The 20,104-nt window shown below is 58.9% G+C and carries 12 protein-coding genes, 3 tRNA genes, 3 rRNA genes and 1 riboswitch; of the genes, 12 read left to right on the forward strand and 6 right to left on the reverse strand.

Annotated elements, in window-relative coordinates; genetic code table 11:
* Nucleotides 1-70 precede the first annotated feature (70 nt).
* The 8 genes from HJA_RS05475 to HJA_RS05510 all read left to right on the forward strand — a co-directional run bounded on the left by HJA_RS05475 (nucleotide 71) and on the right by HJA_RS05510 (nucleotide 7,409).
* Nucleotides 71-631 (forward strand): rhomboid family intramembrane serine protease, encoded by a 561-nt coding sequence (locus HJA_RS05475; RefSeq protein WP_035579295.1) that lies wholly within the window; start codon nucleotides 71-73, stop codon nucleotides 629-631.
* 83 nt (nucleotides 632-714) lie between these two features.
* Nucleotides 715-1,341: a CBS domain-containing protein gene (locus tag HJA_RS05480; protein WP_081814548.1), complete on the forward strand. Its 627-nt coding sequence runs from the start codon at nucleotides 715-717 to the stop codon at nucleotides 1,339-1,341.
* 705 nt (nucleotides 1,342-2,046) lie between these two features.
* Nucleotides 2,047-3,501: ribosomal RNA gene (locus tag HJA_RS05485) — 16S ribosomal RNA — on the forward strand.
* A gap of 224 nt (nucleotides 3,502-3,725) precedes the next feature.
* A tRNA-Ile gene (locus HJA_RS05490) sits at nucleotides 3,726-3,802 on the forward strand.
* Between the two features lie 57 nt (nucleotides 3,803-3,859).
* Nucleotides 3,860-3,935 (forward strand) — tRNA-Ala (locus HJA_RS05495).
* 264 nt (nucleotides 3,936-4,199) lie between these two features.
* A 23S ribosomal RNA gene (locus tag HJA_RS05500) occupies nucleotides 4,200-6,969 on the forward strand.
* 97 nt (nucleotides 6,970-7,066) lie between these two features.
* Nucleotides 7,067-7,181: ribosomal RNA gene (gene rrf / locus HJA_RS05505) — 5S ribosomal RNA — on the forward strand.
* Together the 16S, 23S and 5S rRNA genes with 3 tRNA genes alongside form the textbook arrangement of a ribosomal RNA operon.
* Before the next feature lie 151 nt (nucleotides 7,182-7,332).
* Nucleotides 7,333-7,409 (forward strand) — tRNA-Met (locus HJA_RS05510).
* A 135-nt stretch (nucleotides 7,410-7,544) separates the two neighbouring features.
* On the opposite strand, the gene HJA_RS05515 is transcribed toward HJA_RS05510, so the two are convergent.
* The 4 genes from HJA_RS05515 to HJA_RS05530 are packed head-to-tail and all read right to left on the reverse strand — an operon-like array spanning nucleotide 7,545 to nucleotide 11,983.
* The gene (locus HJA_RS05515; protein WP_035579297.1) at nucleotides 7,545-8,306 is read right to left on the reverse strand and encodes an ABC transporter ATP-binding protein; all 762 of its coding nucleotides are present in this window, start codon (nucleotides 8,304-8,306) and stop codon (nucleotides 7,545-7,547) included.
* Nucleotides 8,299-9,288, reverse strand: a complete 990-nt coding sequence (locus HJA_RS05520; RefSeq protein ID WP_035579301.1) for a FecCD family ABC transporter permease — start codon at nucleotides 9,286-9,288, stop codon at nucleotides 8,299-8,301. The genes HJA_RS05515 and HJA_RS05520 overlap by 8 nt, the downstream gene beginning before the upstream one ends.
* The gene (locus HJA_RS05525) at nucleotides 9,285-10,127 is read right to left on the reverse strand and encodes an ABC transporter substrate-binding protein (RefSeq protein WP_035579302.1); all 843 of its coding nucleotides are present in this window, start codon (nucleotides 10,125-10,127) and stop codon (nucleotides 9,285-9,287) included. Before HJA_RS05525 ends, HJA_RS05520 begins: the two co-directional genes overlap by 4 nt.
* 8 nt (nucleotides 10,128-10,135) lie before the next feature.
* Nucleotides 10,136-11,983, reverse strand: a complete 1,848-nt coding sequence (locus HJA_RS05530; protein ID WP_035579305.1) for a TonB-dependent receptor plug domain-containing protein — start codon at nucleotides 11,981-11,983, stop codon at nucleotides 10,136-10,138.
* A gap of 167 nt (nucleotides 11,984-12,150) precedes the next feature.
* Nucleotides 12,151-12,341: riboswitch (cobalamin riboswitch) on the reverse strand.
* Nucleotides 12,342-12,607: 266 nt separating this feature from the next.
* Here HJA_RS05530 and HJA_RS05535 point away from each other — a divergent pair.
* A complete protein-coding gene (locus HJA_RS05535; RefSeq protein WP_162177032.1) occupies nucleotides 12,608-13,729 on the forward strand; it encodes a PepSY-associated TM helix domain-containing protein in 1,122 nt (373 codons plus the stop codon).
* Nucleotides 13,730-13,734: 5 nt separating this feature from the next.
* On the opposite strand, the gene HJA_RS05540 is transcribed toward HJA_RS05535, so the two are convergent.
* Nucleotides 13,735-15,390 (reverse strand): ATP-binding cassette domain-containing protein, encoded by a 1,656-nt coding sequence (locus tag HJA_RS05540; RefSeq protein WP_035579307.1) that lies wholly within the window; start codon nucleotides 15,388-15,390, stop codon nucleotides 13,735-13,737.
* Nucleotides 15,384-17,075 (reverse strand): thiol reductant ABC exporter subunit CydD, encoded by a 1,692-nt coding sequence (cydD, locus tag HJA_RS05545; protein WP_081814550.1) that lies wholly within the window; start codon nucleotides 17,073-17,075, stop codon nucleotides 15,384-15,386. Before cydD ends, HJA_RS05540 begins: the two co-directional genes overlap by 7 nt.
* 131 nt (nucleotides 17,076-17,206) lie before the next feature.
* Here cydD and HJA_RS05550 point away from each other — a divergent pair, with 131 nt between their 5' ends.
* From HJA_RS05550 to cydX, 3 genes are read left to right on the forward strand one after another with little or no spacing between them, the layout of a single operon-like run.
* Nucleotides 17,207-18,811, forward strand: coding sequence for a cytochrome ubiquinol oxidase subunit I (locus HJA_RS05550; protein ID WP_035579309.1), 1,605 nt, complete (start codon nucleotides 17,207-17,209; stop codon nucleotides 18,809-18,811).
* A 12-nt stretch (nucleotides 18,812-18,823) separates the two neighbouring features.
* The gene (cydB, locus tag HJA_RS05555) at nucleotides 18,824-19,966 is read left to right on the forward strand and encodes a cytochrome d ubiquinol oxidase subunit II (RefSeq protein WP_035579312.1); all 1,143 of its coding nucleotides are present in this window, start codon (nucleotides 18,824-18,826) and stop codon (nucleotides 19,964-19,966) included.
* 16 nt (nucleotides 19,967-19,982) lie between these two features.
* On the forward strand, nucleotides 19,983-20,102 hold the full coding sequence (gene cydX / locus HJA_RS05560; protein WP_034765495.1) for a cytochrome bd-I oxidase subunit CydX: 120 nt from the start codon (nucleotides 19,983-19,985) through the stop codon (nucleotides 20,100-20,102).
* Nucleotides 20,103-20,104 lie beyond the last annotated feature (2 nt).

Raw genomic sequence — 20,104 nt, forward strand, 5'->3', positions numbered from 1 at the left:
GGGTCTGGCCGCCTTTATCGTGTTGGCGCATGCGTTGCGGGTGTTCTCTCCTATCAGCTGGCAGGGGCACATGCTGTCTCTGCTTAGCCTGCAGCCGGACCGGTTCTGGGCCTGGGCCGGGCAGGGGGCGCCGGGCGCAGTGCCCTATACGTCTCCTGTGGAGGCGCTGGTGCCGTTTCTGACGGAGGCTTTCCTCCATGATGGATGGGCAGCAGCGATTCTGAATGCGGCGCTGATCGTGATTTTCGGCCGTCTGGTGCACGCATCCCTTTCTATAGGAAGGCGGAGCGGTGCGATTCCCTTCCTTATTGTGTTCTCGGTGGCCGTGATGGGCGGCTCGCTCCTGCATCTTCTGACGCAATACCCGGCCGGAAGCGGGCTGATCGGCGCTTCCGGCGGGGCCAGCGGTCTGTTTGCGGCCTGGGTGCTGATCCAGGAAGGGCGGGGCGGGCAGATCCTGTCGAAGCGATTCCTGGTCGTTTTTCTTTTCTTTGCGGCGGTGAATCTGGCGCTGTGGCTGATGGGGCCGTCTCTTATCGGTGTGCGCATGAGCTGGCAGGCCCATCTGGGGGGCTTCCTCGCAGGGGCTTTGATGTTCCAGTTTTACCGGGCCCGGCGACGTGTTTTGTGATTCTGGTCGCTAGATAGAAGCCTTTATGATAGCTTTCCGTAACGGCGAGGCCGGTCAGCGGCCCGCTAAAACGGAGGACGCGCATGACAATAGACCAGATCCTGAATGACAAGGGGCGCGAAATTATTTCGATCAAGGCCGATTCGAGCCTGTCGGACGCTGCCCGTATCCTGGACGAGAAAAGAATCGGCGCTGTGGTGGCTTTGGGTGACGACGGAGAGATCGTCGGTGTGCTTTCGGAGCGCGATATTGTTCGTCATGTCGCCCGAAATGGAGAAGCCGCCCTCAAGATTCAGGTCGGAGATGCGATGACTCGTGACGTCATCACCATCGAGTCAGTCACAAAAGTGGATGATGCGATGCAATTGATGACCGACCGGCGCGTCAGACATCTGCCTGTTTTGCGCCAGGATCGGCTGATTGGCGTTGTTTCCATCGGCGATCTTGTAAAATGGAAGATCGCTGAGACAGAGGCTGAAGCCGAAGCGATGAAATCGTACCTCTCGGCACAATACTTATTTTTCAAGGCTCTAGCTTTTCAGAGCCGGAAGTTCGGCAGGAATGCATGGCCGGTCTGCAGTGAAATCGCATTATTTCCTGCGATTTGCTGCAGAAGGGGGTTGCGGCCTCCGCGTGCCTTGAGTATCTCCCGGCCTCCGCTGAAGACGCCCTCGGGCTTCGGACGCGGCGCCCGCGAATGGCGCCCCTGAGATGAGAAAAAGGCTTGTGCCTTTCACCGAACAGGGGCTATATATGCGGTTCCTCGAAACGCTCGGACATGCCGGGCCGGTTACCGGCCCACAGTGTCTTTTGCGCTGAAAATTCGGCAGTTTAGCGGCTCAAACCGGTATCTGCAGAAAGCGTAAAAAAGAGTGTTGACGGGAAAAACGGCGGTCCATATAAGCCGCCGCTTCCTGATGAGGTTTCGACCTTCTGACGGATCCGGAACTTCGGTTCCACCTGATCGCTCGGACACGCCGGGCCGCATGTCGGTCCATAGTGTTTCTTGTGCTGGAAAATCGGCGGTTACACGGTTCACACCGGAAACTGCAGAAGGCGCAAAAAAGAGTGTTGACGGGCAATTCGGCGGCCCATATAAGCCGCCACTTCCGGACGGGCCCACCGGCTTCTGAAGGGCTTCGGAACTCCGGTTCCTGCTGTTTGACATCGTAAGAGATTAAGGAAGAGAAACGCAGGCGGCGTGATGGCTTGCGAACCTCGCCAGAGAGCAATCGACGGCAGGTTCATACGATCACGACGGATGCGTTTCTTGAGAGAAAATTCTTTTATCCATCGAATGGGTTTCGGCCCGTTCTTTGTGACAAAGGGTTTCTCGTCAAAAGAACGCAATACTTATGCTTAACAGCTTGAGTAACCGTCCATATTCCAATGGATGGTTTCGTCAGATCAACACTCAACTTGAGAGTTTGATTCTGGCTCAGAACGAACGCTGGCGGCAGGCCTAACACATGCAAGTCGAACGACATAGTGGCAGACGGGTGAGTAACGCGTGGGAACGTACCTTTCGCTACGGAATAGCTCTTGGAAACGAGTGGTAATACCGTATACGCCCTTCGGGGGAAAGATTTATCGGCGAAAGATCGGCCCGCGTTAGATTAGGTAGTTGGTGGGGTAATGGCCTACCAAGCCTACGATCTATAGCTGGTCTGAGAGGATGATCAGCCACACTGGGACTGAGACACGGCCCAGACTCCTACGGGAGGCAGCAGTGGGGAATCTTGCACAATGGGCGAAAGCCTGATGCAGCCATGCCGCGTGAATGATGAAGGCCTTAGGGTTGTAAAATTCTTTCGCCAGGGATGATAATGACAGTACCTGGTAAAGAAGCCCCGGCTAACTTCGTGCCAGCAGCCGCGGTAATACGAAGGGGGCTAGCGTTGTTCGGAATTACTGGGCGTAAAGCGCACGTAGGCGGACTTTTAAGTCAGATGTGAAATCCCGGGGCTCAACCTCGGAACTGCATTTGAAACTGGAAGTCTGGAGTTCAGGAGAGGTTAGCGGAATACCGAGTGTAGAGGTGAAATTCGTAGATATTCGGTGGAACACCAGTGGCGAAGGCGGCTAACTGGACTGATACTGACGCTGAGGTGCGAAAGTGTGGGGAGCAAACAGGATTAGATACCCTGGTAGTCCACACCGTAAACGATGACAGCTAGTTGTTGGCAGGCATGCCTGTCGGTGACGCAGCTAACGCATTAAGCTGTCCGCCTGGGGAGTACGGCCGCAAGGTTAAAACTCAAAGAAATTGACGGGGGCCCGCACAAGCGGTGGAGCATGTGGTTTAATTCGAAGCAACGCGCAGAACCTTACCTACCCTTGACATCCCGATCGCGGTTTCCAGAGATGGATTCCTTCAGTTAGGCTGGATCGGTGACAGGTGCTGCATGGCTGTCGTCAGCTCGTGTCGTGAGATGTTGGGTTAAGTCCCGCAACGAGCGCAACCCTCATCCTTAGTTGCCATCACGTTTGGGTGGGCACTCTAAGGAAACTGCCGGTGGCAAGCCGGAGGAAGGTGGGGATGACGTCAAGTCCTCATGGCCCTTACGGGTAGGGCTACACACGTGCTACAATGGCAGTGACAATGGGATAATCCCAAAAAGCTGTCTCAGTTCAGATTGTCCTCTGCAACTCGAGGGCATGAAGGTGGAATCGCTAGTAATCGTGGATCAGCATGCCACGGTGAATACGTTCCCGGGCCTTGTACACACCGCCCGTCACATCATGGGAATTGGCTCTACCCGAAGACGCTGTGCTAACTTCGGAGGCAGGCGGCCACGGTAGGGTCAGTGACTGGGATGAAGTCGTAACAAGGTAGCCGTAGGGGAACCTGCGGCTGGATCACCTCCTTTCTAAGGATGCATTGGATTGCTGCGCTCACGCTCAGCTCCAAGGCTTCTTAAAATAGCTCCCATTGAGGAGCAAAACATATGCGGCTATCGCGCCGTCTCCGTTTCTCTTCCTTCGTTCGTTGTTTGAACTGGCATCTGCCGGTTCGAGCACTAAGCGAGCCCCGCGGGCGCTTTATCGCCTGTCTTCGACTTTGACCGCGATGGGCCTGGCCCTGACCAGTCATGGGCCGGTAGCTCAGGTGGTTAGAGCGCACGCCTGATAAGCGTGAGGTCGGAAGTTCAACTCTTCCTCGGCCCACCATCGAAGCCTGCGGCAACGCAGGGCAGGGCATGCGACCTGGCGGGAAGCCGGGGTTACGGGGCCATAGCTCAGTTGGGAGAGCGCCTGATTTGCATTCAGGAGGTCGTCGGTTCGACTCCGTCTGGCTCCACCATCGCCTTTATGGCGGGCACAACGATCGAAAGAAGAACGTCCGTTTCCGGAGCAAGCTCCGGGATATTTGTTATCGTAAGGGAAAGATTGATCCGGCAGCCATGCCGCTCGACCCATTGGGTCTGGCCTGGTTGCTTCAGCCGATAAAATGATTGCCGTAAGGCATTCATCCAAAGGGTCAGTCTGCAAGAAACCAACATGTCTGATCGAGATCCATGTGGTGGGTTCGCGTATGCGTTTTCCACTGCACATGGGTTTCAAAAACGATCAAGCGTCAAAAGGGCATCCGGGGGATGTCTTGGCGGTAAGAGGCGATGAAAGACGTGGCACTCTGCGATAAGCACCGGGGAGGCGAGAGCATCCTTTGATCCGGTGATTTCTGAATGGGGAAACCCACCTCCGAGATGTTGGATAAATCTTCCGTTCGCGGACGATGTATCTGACATTTCAATAGCGAGGTATTTTAACCTGAATACATAGGGTTAAAAAGCGAACCCGGGGAATTGAAACATCTAAGTACCCGGAGGAAAGGACATCAATTGAGACTCCGTTAGTAGTGGCGAGCGAACGCGGACCAGGCCTGGTCTGAAATAAGGAGAAGTATCTGGAAAGGTACGCCATAGTGGGTGATAGCCCCGTATCCGTGCAATGAAGACCTTTTAGAGTAGGGCGGGACACGTGAAATCCTGTCTGAACATGGGGGGACCATCCTCCAAGCCTAAGTACTCCTTACCGACCGATAGTGAACAAGTACCGTGAGGGAATGATGAAAAGAACCCCGATGAGGGGAGTGAAACAGATCCTGAAACCGGATGCCTACAAGCTGATGGAGCTCTTCGGAGTGACATCGTACCTTTTGTATAATGGGTCAGCGACTTAGTGTTGCGTGCAAGCTTAAGCCGTTAGGTGTAGGCACAGCGAAAGCGAGTCTGAATAGGGCGACCGAGTACGTAGCATTAGACCCGAAGGCAGATGATCTAGGTATGGGCAGGCTGAAGGTGCGGTAACACGCACTGGAGGGCCGAACCGTTGAGCGTTGAAAAGCTCTCGGATGACCTGTGCCTAGGGGTGAAAGGCCAATCAAATCTGCTGATAGCTGGTTCTCCGCGAAATCTATTTAGGTAGAGCGTCACGATTAGACTCTGGGGGGTAGAGCACTGAATGGGCTAGGGGTCCTCACCGGATTACCAAACCTTCTCAAACTCCGAATACCCAGAAGTTATGCGTGGCAGACACACGGCGGGTGCTAACGTCCGTCGTGAAAAGGGAAACAACCCAGACCGCCAATTAAGGCCCCTAAGTAATAGCTAAGTGCGAAACGATGTGGAGGTGCTGAGACAATCAGGAGGTTGGCTTAGAAGCAGCCATCCTTTAAAGAAAGCGTAACAGCTCACTGATCTAGCGCCTCTGCGCGGAAAATGTAACGGGACTAAAGTTATTCGCCGAAATTGCGGACTCGAAAGAGTGGTAGCGGAGCGTTCCGTAAGCCTGCGAAGGTGAACCGTGAGGTTTGCTGGAGGTATCGGAAGTGAGAATGCTGACATGAGTAGCGACAAAGAGGGTGAGAGACCCTCTCGCCGAAAGACCAAGGGTTCCTGCGTAAAGCTAATCTGCGCAGGGTTAGCCGGCCCCTAAGGTAAGGCCGAAAGGCGTAGCCGATGGGAACCACGTTAATATTCGTGGGCCAAGGGATGAGTGACGGATTTCGAAAGTTGTAGCCCCTTATTGGATTGGGTCTGCAGCCTGGAAGTTCCTGGAAATAGCCTCCCACTAAGACCGTACCCGAAACCGACACAGGTGGTCAGGTAGAGCATACCAAGGCGCTTGAGAGAACTATGTTGAAGGAACTCGGCAAATTACCTCCGTAACTTCGGGAGAAGGAGGCCTCAACCTGGGCAACCAGGTCTGAGGGGCACAAAACTGGGGGTTGCGACTGTTTATCAAAAACACAGGGCTCTGCGAAGCCGCAAGGCGACGTATAGGGTCTGACGCCTGCCCGGTGCCGGAAGGTTAAAAGGAGAGGTGAGAGCCTTGAATTGAAGCCCCGGTGAACGGCGGCCGTAACTATAACGGTCCTAAGGTAGCGAAATTCCTTGTCGGGTAAGTTCCGACCTGCACGAATGGCGTAACGACTTCCCCACTGTCTCCAACATAGACTCAGCGAAATTGAATTCCCCGTGAAGATGCGGGGTACCCGCGGTCAGACGGAAAGACCCCGTGAACCTTTACTACAGCTTCACAGTGGCATTAAAGAACTTATGTGTAGGATAGGTGGGAGGCTTTGAAGCTTTGGCGCCAGCCGGAGTGGAGCCAACCTTGAAATACCACCCTTAATTTCTTTGATGTCTAACCGCGCCCCTGGATGGGGCCGGGACCCTGTGTGGCGGGTAGTTTGACTGGGGCGGTCGCCTCCTAAAGAGTAACGGAGGCGCGCGATGGTAGGCTCAGAGCGGTCGGACATCGCTCGATGAGTGCAATGGCATAAGCCTGCCTGACTGCGAGCTCGACGGAGCGAGCAGAGACGAAAGTCGGTCATAGTGATCCGGTGGTCCCGAATGGAAGGGCCATCGCTCAACGGATAAAAGGTACTCCGGGGATAACAGGCTGATGATGCCCAAGAGTCCATATCGACGGCATCGTTTGGCACCTCGATGTCGGCTCATCACATCCTGGGGCTGGAGCAGGTCCCAAGGGTTCGGCTGTTCGCCGATTAAAGTGGTACGTGAGCTGGGTTCAGAACGTCGCGAGACAGTTTGGTCCCTATCTGCCGTGGGTGTTGGATACTTGAGAGGATTTGTCCCTAGTACGAGAGGACCGGGATGAACACACCTCTGGTGGACCTGTTGTGGCGCCAGCCGCATTGCAGGGTAGCTATGTGTGGACGGGATAACCGCTGAAAGCATCTAAGCGGGAAACCCACCTCAAAACCAGGTATCCCTGAGAGCCGTGCAAGACCAGCACGTCGATAGGCCGGGTGTGGAAGCGCTGCGAGGCGTGAAGCTAACCGGTACTAATTGCTCGATCGGCTTGATCGAGAAACTCGTGTGTAGTTGAAAGCGCATCCGCTTCAACTCCACTGATCTCAACAAGACATATTGGTTTCAAAACTTGCAACAGTCTGGTTTCCGCCGACCCGGTGGTTATGGCAGGGGATCCCCACCTGATCCCATCCCGAACTCAGTCGTTAAGTCCCCTTGCGCCAATGGTACTACGTCTTAAGGCGTGGGAGAGTAGGTCGCTGCCGGGTCCGCAGAGCCCAGACAACGCAAGCATCTTGCAGACATTTCTTTCCTTTACGACGACATCTGCCGCAAGCCGGCAGTTGCTCCGGCCTCAGCCTCTGGCGGGCCGGATTTGCATTTTAGGGGGCAACGCCTAGAGTGCAGACACCAGTTTGACGCGGGATGGAGCAGCCCGGTAGCTCGTCAGGCTCATAACCTGAAGGTCGTAGGTTCAAATCCTACTCCCGCACCCATTGAACCCTCGATTTCCTCGCGGAATTCGGGGGTTTTTTGTGTTTGGGCTCTGGAGCCAACCCGGAGGATGCTGAGTGCTTGCGTATTGCTGCAGGAATATCAGCCTGCTGAGCGCCTATCAGGCAGTCTCTTACTCAGAACGTTCCCCGGATTTCCACGGCACGACCGGACACGGTCGCTCGTACGCCGTATATGTCGGCGAGCCGCTCTGGCGTAAGCGTATCTTCCGGCGCACCATCAGCGACGATGCGGGAATCCTTCATCCATACGATGCGCGTCGCGTAACGGGCGGCGAGTGAGATGTCGTGTAGCACAACGAGGGCACCGCACCCGCCGTCCACATATTCCCTGACAATATCCATGATCCGGAACTGATGCCGGGGATCGAGCGCCGCCACGGGCTCGTCTGCCACAAGCAGTGGGGCATCGGCCGCAAAGGCACGGGCACAATGAACGCGAGCCAGTTCGCCGCCGGATAGTGTGTCTGTTTGGCGGTCTGTCAGCTCTGTCAGGTCGCATCGCTTTATGGCCTGGTCGACTGCGGCAGCATCTTCCGGGCTCAAATGGCCCGGCGCAGCGCCATAGGCGTACCGGCCAAGGGCGACGACATCGCGGACTGTATTGGGCCAGGCCAGCGGACGTTGCTGGGGCAAGTAGGCTACGCGGCGCGCCCGTTCAATTGGGGAGAGTTTCGCGCTGTCGGATCCGTCAAGCCTCGCAAAACCCGCAGAGCGCTTCTCCAGCCCGAGCGCTGCCTTCAGCAGGCTGGTCTTGCCGGCGCCATTCGGGCCGAGCAGGGCGACGAGTTCTCCCGGGACAAGACGCAGATTGGCTCCGTTCACCAGCGTGGTGGCGCCTGCCTTTACAGAGAGATCCTTGGTCAGGAGTTCAGCCATTGAGGGCGCGCCTCCGCATAGCAATCCAGACGAAGGCCGGCGCACCGAACAGCGCAGCAACAACACCAAGCTTCAATTCAAACGGCGTGGGCAGGATGCGGACACCAATGTCCGCGACAACCAGGAAAAGCCCGGCCAGCAGGGCGGAAGGAACAAGCGACCGTGCCGGATCATGTTTTACGAAAGGCCGGATGACATGCGGGGCGACAATACCGACAAAGCCAATGGCGCCGGCAAGGGCAACCGATCCGCCGGTTGCCAGGCCCGCGCCGAGGACGGTCAGGATTCTCTGGTTGCGAAGGTTGAGGCCGATCCCGCTGGCGGCCTCTTCGCCAAGCGTCAGCGCCGAAAGCCCGCGCCGGGACGCCAGCAGAATACCCCCTCCGGCGAGCAGGAACGGAAAAGCGAAGGCCAGATCCTCGAAACTGCGGTTCGCGACAGAGCCCAACATCCAGTTGATCATGTCGGACAGGGAAAACGGGTTGGGCGCAAGGTTCATCAGAAGGCTCATCGCTGCCCCGGCGAAACTGGACAGGCCGACGCCGATCAGGATCAGCGTCACAACGGAGCGGGTGCGAATCGCTGCGAGCGCGATGAGCGCCGTTGCCGCTAATGCTCCGAGTATCGCAGAAACCGGCAGGGCCCATGGAGAAAGTGCCGTCAGACCATAATAAAGTGAAAAGGTTGCGAAGAGGGAGGCTGAGGCTGAAACGCCCAGCACACCAGGCTCTGCGAGTGGGTTCCGCAAAAGGCCCTGAAGCGCCGCACCGCTGATGCCGAGGGCCGCTCCGGTCAGATAGGCTGCCAGCGCGCGCGGCAGGCGGATCTGCCAGATGACAAGACGGTCGCCGGCGTCTGCGCCGCCAAAAAAGGCCGAGAGGACCCGGTCAGCTGGCATTAGGGTCGACCCCAGCAGGCAGGCGGTGAAGATCGCGCACGCTGACGCGGCAATCAGGCCCGGGATCAGCAGGCGGCCAGTCACTCTTCACCGCCTTTCGCCAGTGCTTCGATCGCGTCCATGATGAACCAGCCGCTGCACGCGGTCCATGCGCCTTCCAGCTGGACCACATTCTGACGTTCCAGCTGATGCCGCGCCATAGGGTGATTCATCGGGCTCCACGATCCGGGCTGGTTTTCAAAACGGCGGAAAACGGCCGCTGCGATGATGTCCGGTTGCTCATAGGCCAATTTTTCAAGGGGAATATCGCGCCAGCCGGGGGCCTCCTCGAAATTCTGAAGCCCGGCGGCTTTCAGCATCTCGTCGACCATGGACCCCGGCCCGGAGGTGACCCCGCCGGGGGTGACATAAAGGGCGGACTTATGATCCGTCCGCTTGCTGATCGCTGCAAGCCGCGTGCGGAATTCCGCGATCAGCTGGCGGCCGCGCTCGCTCTGGCCGAGGCCGTCGGCCATATGCTGGATCAGTGCCGGGATCGAGCCGACTTCGCCATCATCGACATTTGATGTCCAACCGACGGTCAGAACAGGAATGCCGGCACGCTCAAAAAATGCTTCGGCATTCGGGCCGCCGCCATAGGCGCGGACAACGAGGTCCGGTTTCAGGACGAGCACATCCTCTGCGATGGGGCGCACTGTCGGCACGTCTTCAGCCGCTTCGTGCATGTAGGAAAATTCTTTGTCCCCATCGGGAGAGATGGCGAGGATCTGCTCGCGGTCGGCGAGTTTCAGGACATATTGGTCGGCACAGTAGTCGAGACTGACGATCCGCATGGGCCGGGCAGTGCCTGGTGCCTGCGTTTGGGTGGGGACGCCGCAGGCCGCCAGGCCGGTCAACACAAGCAGGATCATCAGTCTCGACATTGCGTCACCTAGTAACGCAACCGGATGCCGACAGACCCGGACAGGCCGGGAGTGCCGTAACCAAGGACTTGCTGATAGTCTTCGTCGAACAGGTTTTCGATCCGTCCGTACAGTTCGATCCTATCGGTCAGGTCGTAGCCGCCGGTCAGGTCGATACGCGTCCAGCCGTCCAGCGTGGTGCCGTCCGTATTGCTTTCGTCGCCATTGTAACGAACCAGGACGGCACCGGAGAAGGGGCCTTCCGGGTCGAGGGAGACAGTGACGTCACCGGAGTTTTCGGGCAGGCGGTAAAGCGGGCTCCCGTTACCATCCTCGGCGTCGATATAGGCATAATTCGCCGAGATACCGAGCCAGTTGGTGAATTCATAGGATCCGAAGAGTTCGACACCTTTCGACTTCACCAGAGCGATATTGTCGTATCCGGCCGTATAGGAGAAATCGATCATGTTCTCCGTATCCTGGTCGAAATAGGTAATGCCGGCGCTGGCGCGGCCGTCTTCAGATGTCCAGTCGATGCCGATGTCGAAGGCTTCGGAGGTTTCCGGTTTCAGGTCGGCATTCGGTTCCGTCAGGCCACAAAAGGTACAGATATAGGTCGACTGGAAGATGCTCGGTGCCTTGAAGCCCTGGCTCCAGCTGGCCCGCATCACGATCTGTTCGGTCGGCTGGTAGGCTGCCGCGATTCGCCCCGTCGTTTCCGATCCGAACTTGTCGTGATCATCCAGCCGGATGCCACCTGTCAGCGTCAGCGTCTCTACGGGTTTAACTTCATATAGGGCAAAGTATCCGTCGATAGACGAGTCTTGCCCATCCGCCGATGTGTCCTCGTGCTCGGCGCCGAAGGACAGCTTGTTCCGGTCGTCGACGGTAAATGTACCTTGGTAGCGGTAGATCTGGCGATCGCCGTCTGCGGAGTAGCTGGATGCGGCATTGGTGAAGTTCTCACGGCTGATGTCGGAATAGCCGATCATCAGCAGGTTTTCGAACCGCTTGTCGAATAGAGGGGCCTTGAGGGTGATGTTGCCGGACAGTGTCTCGTTCTTTGTGCTTTCGTCGCCATCGCCGACGCTGCCCTGGGCGCCGAAGACATAGCTGTCATAGTCTGCCTCGGCATCGTTCCACAGAAGGCTTGCTTCCAGACGGGTATCGGACGGCAGGTTGAGCCCGCCTTTGGCAGAGAGCGTGGTGGCGTCGTAGCCATCGTCTTCATTGTTGCCGTTGGCTTCATCCGCCTTGGAGATGCCATCGGTCGAGATGCCGCTGGCGGAAAGGCGGAAGTCGCCGGTTTCGTTCGCATTGCCGACAGAGGCGCCACCGCGCAGCGTGTTGAAGGAGCCGTATTCAGCGAATGCGCTGCCGCCCAGTCTTTCCTCTGCATCCTTCGTCGTGACGGAGACGACGCCGCCGATTGCATCGCTACCCCAGAGGACAGATTGCGGGCCTTTGAGGACTTCGATGCGTTCGATGTCCGACGTGTCGAGAAAGGCGAAGTTGAAGCTGCCGTCCGTCAGGGACGGGTCGCCGACAGGCACGCCGTCGATCAGGACGAGGGTCTGGCCGGTTGAGGCGCCGCGGATGCGGACGCTGGCTGCGCCGCCATAGCTGCCATTCTGGTTGATCGTGACGCCAGGCGCCGAGGCGACCGCGTCCAGAACAAAATCGAAGTCCAGTTTCTCAAGGTCTTCCGCGGTGATGATGCTGACGCTGGAGCCGATTTCTGCCTCGGTCTGATTTAGGCGGGAGCCTTCGACAGTGATCGCTTCAAGCCTGTTTTCCCCCGAATCGGAGTCCTGCGCTACGCCCGGCAGGACAAGGCAGACAGCCGCTGCGCCGAGTAAAGCCGTTTTATACGACATGGGTATTCCCCTTATGGCACCCCGCCGCCCGAAAGACAGGTGCGCTTTATAACGACAATTACTGGCCACATGGACGTACCATGCGGGCGGCCAGGCCGGATTTTCGGATGTCGTTACAAAAGGAGAGGCTTATGCCTTCCCGCCCGCTGAGAACTGGTCCCGGTCTCCGGACGAACGACGCGATGGCAGGTCTCCTGGCTCACCGATCAATGCTTCTGGCCGCCTTCCCAGAGTCAGAGACTCCAGTGACTTAATTGGCCATCAGCTCCTGGCTGACAGTTGCGGGTACAGCACCGGATTTACACCGGCTTCCCTCTTAGCCTCCTGTTACAGAGGCACCATCTACTGTGTCTGATGTTGCAAGCGCGAAGACCTGTCAATAGGTGTCGCGTTGGGTAAGGGACTGGAAAAGTGCAGGAATTCCGGTCCACTCGGCATGGCTAAGGCCGTTCGGACGGTGTGCAGATATGCGTCGGATGTGCTTGGCGACTAAAATCGCGGCGCTTTGTCTCCGGGGTTATTTGTCCTCTGGTTTCACCCGCGCTGGACGCGCAGGAAAAAGCACCGACGGAAATTCCCTTCCGAATCGTTGGAATGGTCAGACGGACAAAAGGGGCTTTAGTCATGCGGCGTATATTCTTTTGGGCACACTTTGCGATGGGGCTCGCGGCTGGTGTGTTCGTGCTGTTGATGTCCGTGACGGGCGTGCTGCTAACATATGAGCGCCAGATGGTCTCGGCTGCGCAGAACGCGGCGGTTGAGGCCCCTGCAGGCGCCGAGCCTCTTTCCGTTGAAGCGCTCGCCGAAGCAGCCTTTGCCGCTGGTGGTACCCCGGGGAACACGCTCACGGTCCAGCGCAATCCGACCCATGTCGCGACGCTTTCGAAAGGCCGCCGGGACAATTCTCTTCTTGATCCGTATACGGGTGAAGTCTTGGAGCATGCCGGTGAGGGGGCGGAAGCGTTCTTCGGGCGAGTGATGCGAATCCACCGTTGGCTGGCCTTCACGGGCGGACGGAATGATGTTGGCGCGGCGATCAATGGGGCGGCCAATCTGACCTTCGGGGCTTTGTTGATCTCAGGCGTTGTTCTCTGGTGGCCGCGCAAGTGGAAGTGGCCGCTGGTCAAGACCCAGCTCTTCTTCCGCCGTGGCCTGCCGAACGCAAAGGCGCGGCATTATAACTGGCACCATGTGCTGGCCGCGTGGAGTTTCTTGCCGTTGTTTCTCATCATCATTTCGGGCGCGGTCTTTTCCTATGGCTGGGCGAACAAGCTCGTCTATGCCGCTTTTGGCGAAACGCCAGGCGGACAAGGCAAGGGACGGGCCGTGGTTGTTGCGCCGCCACCGGAACTGGCTGGCGACGTGCTGCCGCTGGACCCGCTGATCGAACAGGCGACGGAAAGCTTCGGAAACTGGCGCCGGGTGACCATCACCTTGCCGGAACCGGATGCTTCGACGCTGGATGTCTCCGTCGATTGGGGGAATGGCACGCAGTCATCGAAGAAGCGCAATGTGACCGTGGCGCGGGATGGTTCCGGTCTTATCGGCGCGCCGGTCGGTGATGTTTCCAGCCCGGCCCAGAAAATGCGCCGGTACCTGCGCTTTGTGCACACCGGTGAGGTCTATGGCTTCATCGGTCAAACTCTTGCGGGGCTGGCGTCGATCGCTGCAATCGTTCTGGTCTACACAGGTATTTCGCTGGCGGTCCGGCGGCTCCTCCGGATGAAGCACGCTGCGCGGTCGTGAAAGGGCTAGGCTGGCTCGCCGCCGACGCGGACAACTTCCTGTCGTAAGCCATCGAACGACATGTCGAGGCGTTTGTGAGCCAGAACGACAAGGGCGCGAGGTGCTTCCTGTGCCCAGTCGGTGAGGTTGCCTGCAAGCCGGCCGGCAAGCTCGGCTTCGAGCCCGGCAAAGGGTTCGTCCAGGATCAGGATTTCCGGCTTGGCCAGAAGGGCCCGGGCAAGTCCGATGCGGCGGAGTTCACCACCTGAGAATGGCGGGTCGTTTTCTCCGAACAGGATCTCCAGGCCTTCCGGTTTTGCAGAAACGAACCTATCCGCGCAGGCGGTCTGCAGGGCGTTCCAGATCTGCTCATCTGTCGCATCCGGTGCGGCGAGGCGCGTCTGGTCGGCGAGTGTCCCCGGCAGGAAAGCAGGGAATTGCGGGCTGATTGCTATATGCGCAAGGACGCTCGCAATGCGCACGGTTTCGGCTGGCGACTGTCCATAGCGGAGCATGCCCGGAGATACCGGATGCAGGCGCATCAGCGCTTCGGCGACTGTGGTTTTGCCGCTACCCGATGGTCCGATCAGCTGCAGCAGCGTACCGGGCTCTATCGAGAAGCGCAGAGGGCCGACGATGGGAGCCGTTGGCGCGGCCTGGGCCATCAGGCCTTCTGCTGTAACAGGGAAAAGACTGCTGGGAGCTTTGGCCGATTCCAGTGGAGGATCCCAGCTGGCTTCCTCCGGATAGAGGCGCGCAGCGAGCCGGTCTGCCGCCACGCCGGACCGGGCGCGGGCATCGAAAACCTTCAGCATCGCGCCGATGGATTCAAAGGCGGCCATCAACGCCAGCGCGGCGCCGGTTGCCATCGCGATACCGGACTGTACCTCACCCGCGCGCCAGAGGACGAGCAGGGCGAGGGCCAGCCCGACGGTTGCGGTCAACGTGCCAAGATTGCGGTAAGGGGCCTCAATGGCATCGCGCGCTGCGACTTGCTGTTCCAGCTTGTTCTGTGCCGTAGCCGCTTCGCGGCCAATCGCACCCAGAATGTCCAGCTCCATCGCGTTTTCTATGAGGCGGGACGTCTGCTCTCTTGCGAGTTCCGCCTGTCGGGCGTGTGATTCAGCCGCCTGATGTGACCGTCTCACGGCAGCCGCCGGGAAGGCCCAGCCGGTACAGAGGAAGGCGCCAAGGGCGATCAGGCCGCTGATCCAGTCACTGGCGAATACAAAGCAGAGCGCGACGAGCACGCCTGCCACAACAGCGGCGGCAGGGCTGTAGACGCGCAGGAAGCCGGCCTCTGCTGCGTCGACATCATCGATCAGGGTACTGAGTTCATTGGCCGGCATGGAAGTGAAGCCGCGCTGCGTTGCGGCGCTTGCGGCGAAGAGGCGGGGGCGGAGCCGCGCGGACAGGCTGAGCGTCGCGTCGTGGCCAATCAGCTGCTCGCCATATTTCGTCAGCACACGTGAGAAGGCTGCGGCGCGGACACCGGCGCTTGGATAAAGGTGATTGAAAACATAGCCCGCGCCTGCCGACCCGGCGATGGCGGCAGCGGTGAGAAACCAACCCGAGAGACCCAGCAGGACGATGCTGGAGGCGCCCGCCAGGGCCGAGAGCAGCAGGGCAAGGGCGAAACGGCGCTTCGCCGGACGGCCTAGAAGGCGCCAGAGCGTCAGCATTCGCTCACCTCCGGCACGTTTTGAGGCGTTAATCGGACAACTGTATCGCACGCCCTGATCAGCGCATCTGAGTGGGTGGCGACAAGAACGGTGCGGGAAGTGGCCAGCGCCTTCATTTTCTGCAGGAAGCCGGCTTCTGCGTCGGGGTCGAGATGCGCCGTAGGTTCGTCCATCAGCAGGATCGGAGCACTGCGGAGCAAGGCACGGGCAAGCGCGATCCGCTGGCGCTGACCGCCTGAGAGGCCAGCCCCGAAACGTGCGAGTTTCTGGTCAAGACCGCCGCGGCTGTCGTCCGCAAAGTCGAGAATGCCTGCCTCACGCGCAGCATCGGCGATGTCGGCATCGGTCGCCCCCGGCCGCGCGATCGCGATATTCTCCCGGATGGTCCCTTCCATCAGCCACGGCGTCTGGCCGATATAGGCAATGGACTCTGCGAGGCTTTCGCCGGTGTTCAGGTGCTCCGCCCCAATCCGGACAGAGCCGCTGACCAATCGCGCCCGGCCGATCAGGGCCAGCAGGACGGTCGATTTGCCGGAGCCGGAAGGGCCGCTCAGGGCGGTGACCTTGCCCGGATATGCTTCAAAGGTGAGACCGGAGACCACGGGTGATCCGTCGCCCCAGCCAAGCGATACATCTTCAAAGATAAGTGCAGGCGCAGATGGGAGCGGTGAAAGCTTCTTCACCGGGACCGCATCGCTGCGGTCCAGCCAGGCAGAGAGCATTCCTGCTGCAGCGGAAGCATCGGCACGGTCGTGATGCAGGCTGGATAGTTTGCGGATCGGGCTGAAGAATTCCGGCGCGAGGATCAGCGCAGTCAGCCCTTCTGCCAGCGTCAGGGTTTCGCCGGTGCCGAACGGAAACACGCCAAGCAGTTTGAAGCCGATATAGACGGCAACAAGGGCAATGGACACCGAAGCAAAAAACTCAAGCACGGCCGTGGAGAGAAATGCGACTCGAAGGATCGCCATGGTCCGGTCCCGCAACTGGTTGGATGCTTCCTCCAGCGCGGCCGTTTCCCGGCGGATGCCGCGAAAGGCGCGGATCAGACCGGATTGGGCGGCGCGGGACTGGAATGCACCGGAGAGACTGTCCAGCGCGGCCTGCTGCGCCCTAGCGCGGGCGGCGGTCTCACTCGCTGTCAGCCAGATGAACAGCGGCAGTACCATGACCGACACCATTAACAGTACGGCGGAGAGCCACGTCTGTGTGGCGACGGCGATCAGGATCAGTACCGGTCCGGCCACCGCCAGACGCATGCCTGGCAGCCAATGTGCGGTATAGCCTTCAAGTTTCGCCGTCCGGTCGATGATCTGTGCCGTCCGGATGCCTGTGTCGGCGCCGCCCAGCCAGCCGGCTCCGGCGTTGGACAGGGTTTCGAACAGATCGGCCCGCGCCGTATTCACCATGGTTTGCCCGGCGCGCGCGAGCAGGATATCCCCGGCCCACGCGGCGATACCTCTGACCAGAACCCCGATTGCGGCGACCAGCAGGCCCATCCCTGGCGGGCGGCCTGCGGCCATGGCGCTGACACCGTGTCCAATTCCCCATGCGATCGCGATCCAGCCGGCCATGGCCGCCAGCTGGCACAGCAGGCCCAAGTTGACAGCGCGCTGCGACGGCGCTGTCCACCGCTTAAGGGCGGCTCGGGTCCGTATTTTGTCAGAAATATCAGAGGTTTCCGGCATAGCGCACAGTTAGGTCTTATAAGTGTTATATTGCATGCGACTTTTTGCGCTATCGTTTGTTAAAGCTGCCAGGCATAAATGTGCCGACATGAAGACGAGAGACCGCGGGATTATGCGGTCAGGAGACGACCATGCCTGAATTATTAGTTGCTGACCTGTCGCGCTGGCAATTTGCGCTGACAGCCATGTACCATTTCCTTTTCGTGCCACTGACGCTTGGGCTTTCCATGCTGCTGGTGGTCATGGAAGGCGCTTATGTGATGACCGGCAAGGAGGTGTGGCGACGCACCACCAAGTTCTGGGGCAATCTGTTCGGAATTAACTTCGTTCTGGGTGTCGCCACCGGTATCACGATGGAATTTCAGTTCGGGATGAACTGGTCCTATTACTCTCACTATGTGGGCGACATTTTCGGGGCGCCGCTGGCCATTGAGGGCCTGATGGCCTTCTTCCTGGAAGCGACGCTGGTCGGCCTGATGTTTTTTGGCTGGGACAAGCTGTCCCGTCCGGCGCACTGGCTGGTCACCTTCCTCGTCGCGCTCGGCTCGAACCTGTCGGCCCTGTGGATCCTCATCGCCAATGGCTGGATGCAGAACCCGGTGGGCTCTGAGTTCAATCCCGACACGATGCGGATGGAAGTCACCAACTTCATGGAAGTGTTGTTCAACCCGGTCGCGCAGGCAAAGTTCGTGCACACGGTCAGCGCTGGTTATGTGACAGCGTCTGTTTTCGTTCTGGGCATTTCTGCTTGGTACGTGTTGAAGAACCGGCACCTCGGTCTTGCGAAACGCTCGATGGCTGTTGCTGCCAGCTTCGGCCTCCTTTCGGCGCTGTCGGTTGTCGTGCTTGGTGACGAGAGCGGTTATGCCCTGACGGATAACCAGAAAATGAAACTCGCCGCGCTGGAAGCCATGTGGGAAACCGAACCGGCCCCGGCAGGCCTGACGCTGATCGGTATTCCGAACCAGGCTGAGCACAAAACCGAATATGCGATCCATGTTCCCTACGTGCTGGGCCTGATCGCCACGCGGTCTCTGGATGGTGAAGTGGAAGGTATCCTGCCGCTGGTCGCTGTCGCGGAAGACCGGATCGAAAATGGTATCCGCGCCTACAAGGCCGTGGAAACGCTGAACGACGATCCGAACAATATCGAGGCCCGGGAAATCTTTGAGCAGACGAAGCAGGACCTTGGTTATGCGATGCTGCTGAAGCGCTATGTCGACGATCCGGCAACGGCGGACCGTGCGACGATCGAGAAGGCCGCCATGGATACGGTTCCCAATGTGGCCATGGCTTTCTTCTCATTCCGCTTCATGGCCGGGATTGGCTTCCTGTTCATCGCGGTGTTCGCCGTGGCGTTCTATTTCGTCAGCCTGAAACGTAATGTGCCGCGCTGGTTCCTGTATCTGGCATTGTACTCAATCCCGCTCCCATGGATTGCGGCGGAACTCGGCTGGCTCCTTGCTGAAACCGGTCGCCAGCCCTGGGTGATCGATGGTGTGCTGCCGACCTTTATGGGCGTCTCCAGCCTGTCGGCAACGCAGGTCATCATGACCATGGTAGGCTTCACGCTGCTTTATGGCACGCTCGCCGTGATCGAGATCTCCCTCATGATCCGTGCTGTGAAGCTTGGCCCGGGGGCTCGCATCCTGCCGAAGGGCATCGGTGGCGGAACCCAAGATACTTCTGATCAAGCCGTGCCGGCACGTCCGCGCACAATCCAGTTCGACAAATAGGAGGACAGGACAATGGAACTTCCTCTCGACTATGCAACGCTGAAAGTCCTCTGGTGGGGCCTCGTCGGCGTGCTACTCATCGGCTACGCTCTGACGGACGGTTATGACCTTGGCGTCGCATCCTTGCTGCCCTTCGTGGCAAAGACGGACAAGGAACGACGTCTCGTCATCAACTCCATCGGCCCGATGTGGGAAGGTCACCAGGTGTGGTTGATCACGGGCGGCGGCGCCCTGTTTGCCGCATGGCCTTATGTCTACGCCATCAGCTTCTCAGGGTTCTATCTGGCCATGTTCGTAGTTCTGGCGGCGCTGATATTGAGACCGGTCGGGTTCAAGTACCGCTCCAAGCGGGAAAGCACGACCTGGCGCACGTCCTGGGACTGGGCGTTGTTCGTCGGCGGCTTTGTGCCCGCACTGATCTTTGGCGTGGCACTCGGCAATGTGCTGCAGGGCGTACCGTTCGACATCGACCGCACGCTGCGTGCGACCTATTCGGGCGGCCTGATCGGCCTGCTGAACCCGTTCGCCCTGCTTTGCGGCCTTGCGTCGGTCGCCATGCTGGTGGTGCACGGGGCTTCCTGGCTCGTCGTCAAGATCGAGCATGGCCATGTGCTGAACCGGGCGGCGAAGTTCGGCCAGATTGCGGCGCTGCTGGTGATCGTATTCTACGCGGCGGCAGGTGTCTGGCTGGCCATGGCCGGCATGGGCTACCGTATCGTGACCGACATGGACCCGAACGGTGTCGCCAATCCGCTTCGCAAGGACGTGGTGGTTGAGGCAGGTGCCTGGCTCACCAATTACGGAAAGTATCCGTGGATGATCCTCGCTCCGGCGCTTGGTTTTATCGGTTCGGCGCTCGCTTTTGTTGGGTTGAAGAACAAGACATCTCTGTCGCTGATCGGATCGGGCCTCGCCGCAACGGGTATCGTTGCGTCGGTGGGGGCTTCGATGTTTCCCTTCATCCTGCCCAGCTCGATCAATCCGGATGCCAGCCTGACGGTGTGGGACAGCTCATCGAGCCACCTCACCCTGTTCATCATGCTGATCGTGACGGTGATCTTCGTTCCGATCATTCTGGCCTATACTGCCTGGGTGTTCAAAGTCCTCTGGGGTCGTCTGACCACAGAAGAAGCAACCGCCCCAGGCACCTATTAAGAGGAAGGACAAGCATATGTGGTATTTCAGCTGGATCCTCGGCCTCGGCCTCGCGCTGACCTTCGGCATCCTCAATGCCATGTGGAACGAAGTGTCCATGGGCGAAGCGGGCGAGAACGATTTGGAGATCGACTGATC

This window comes from Hyphomonas jannaschiana VP2, assembly GCF_000685215.1.
In the GTDB taxonomy this organism is placed as follows: Bacteria; Pseudomonadota; Alphaproteobacteria; order Caulobacterales; family Hyphomonadaceae; genus Hyphomonas; species Hyphomonas jannaschiana.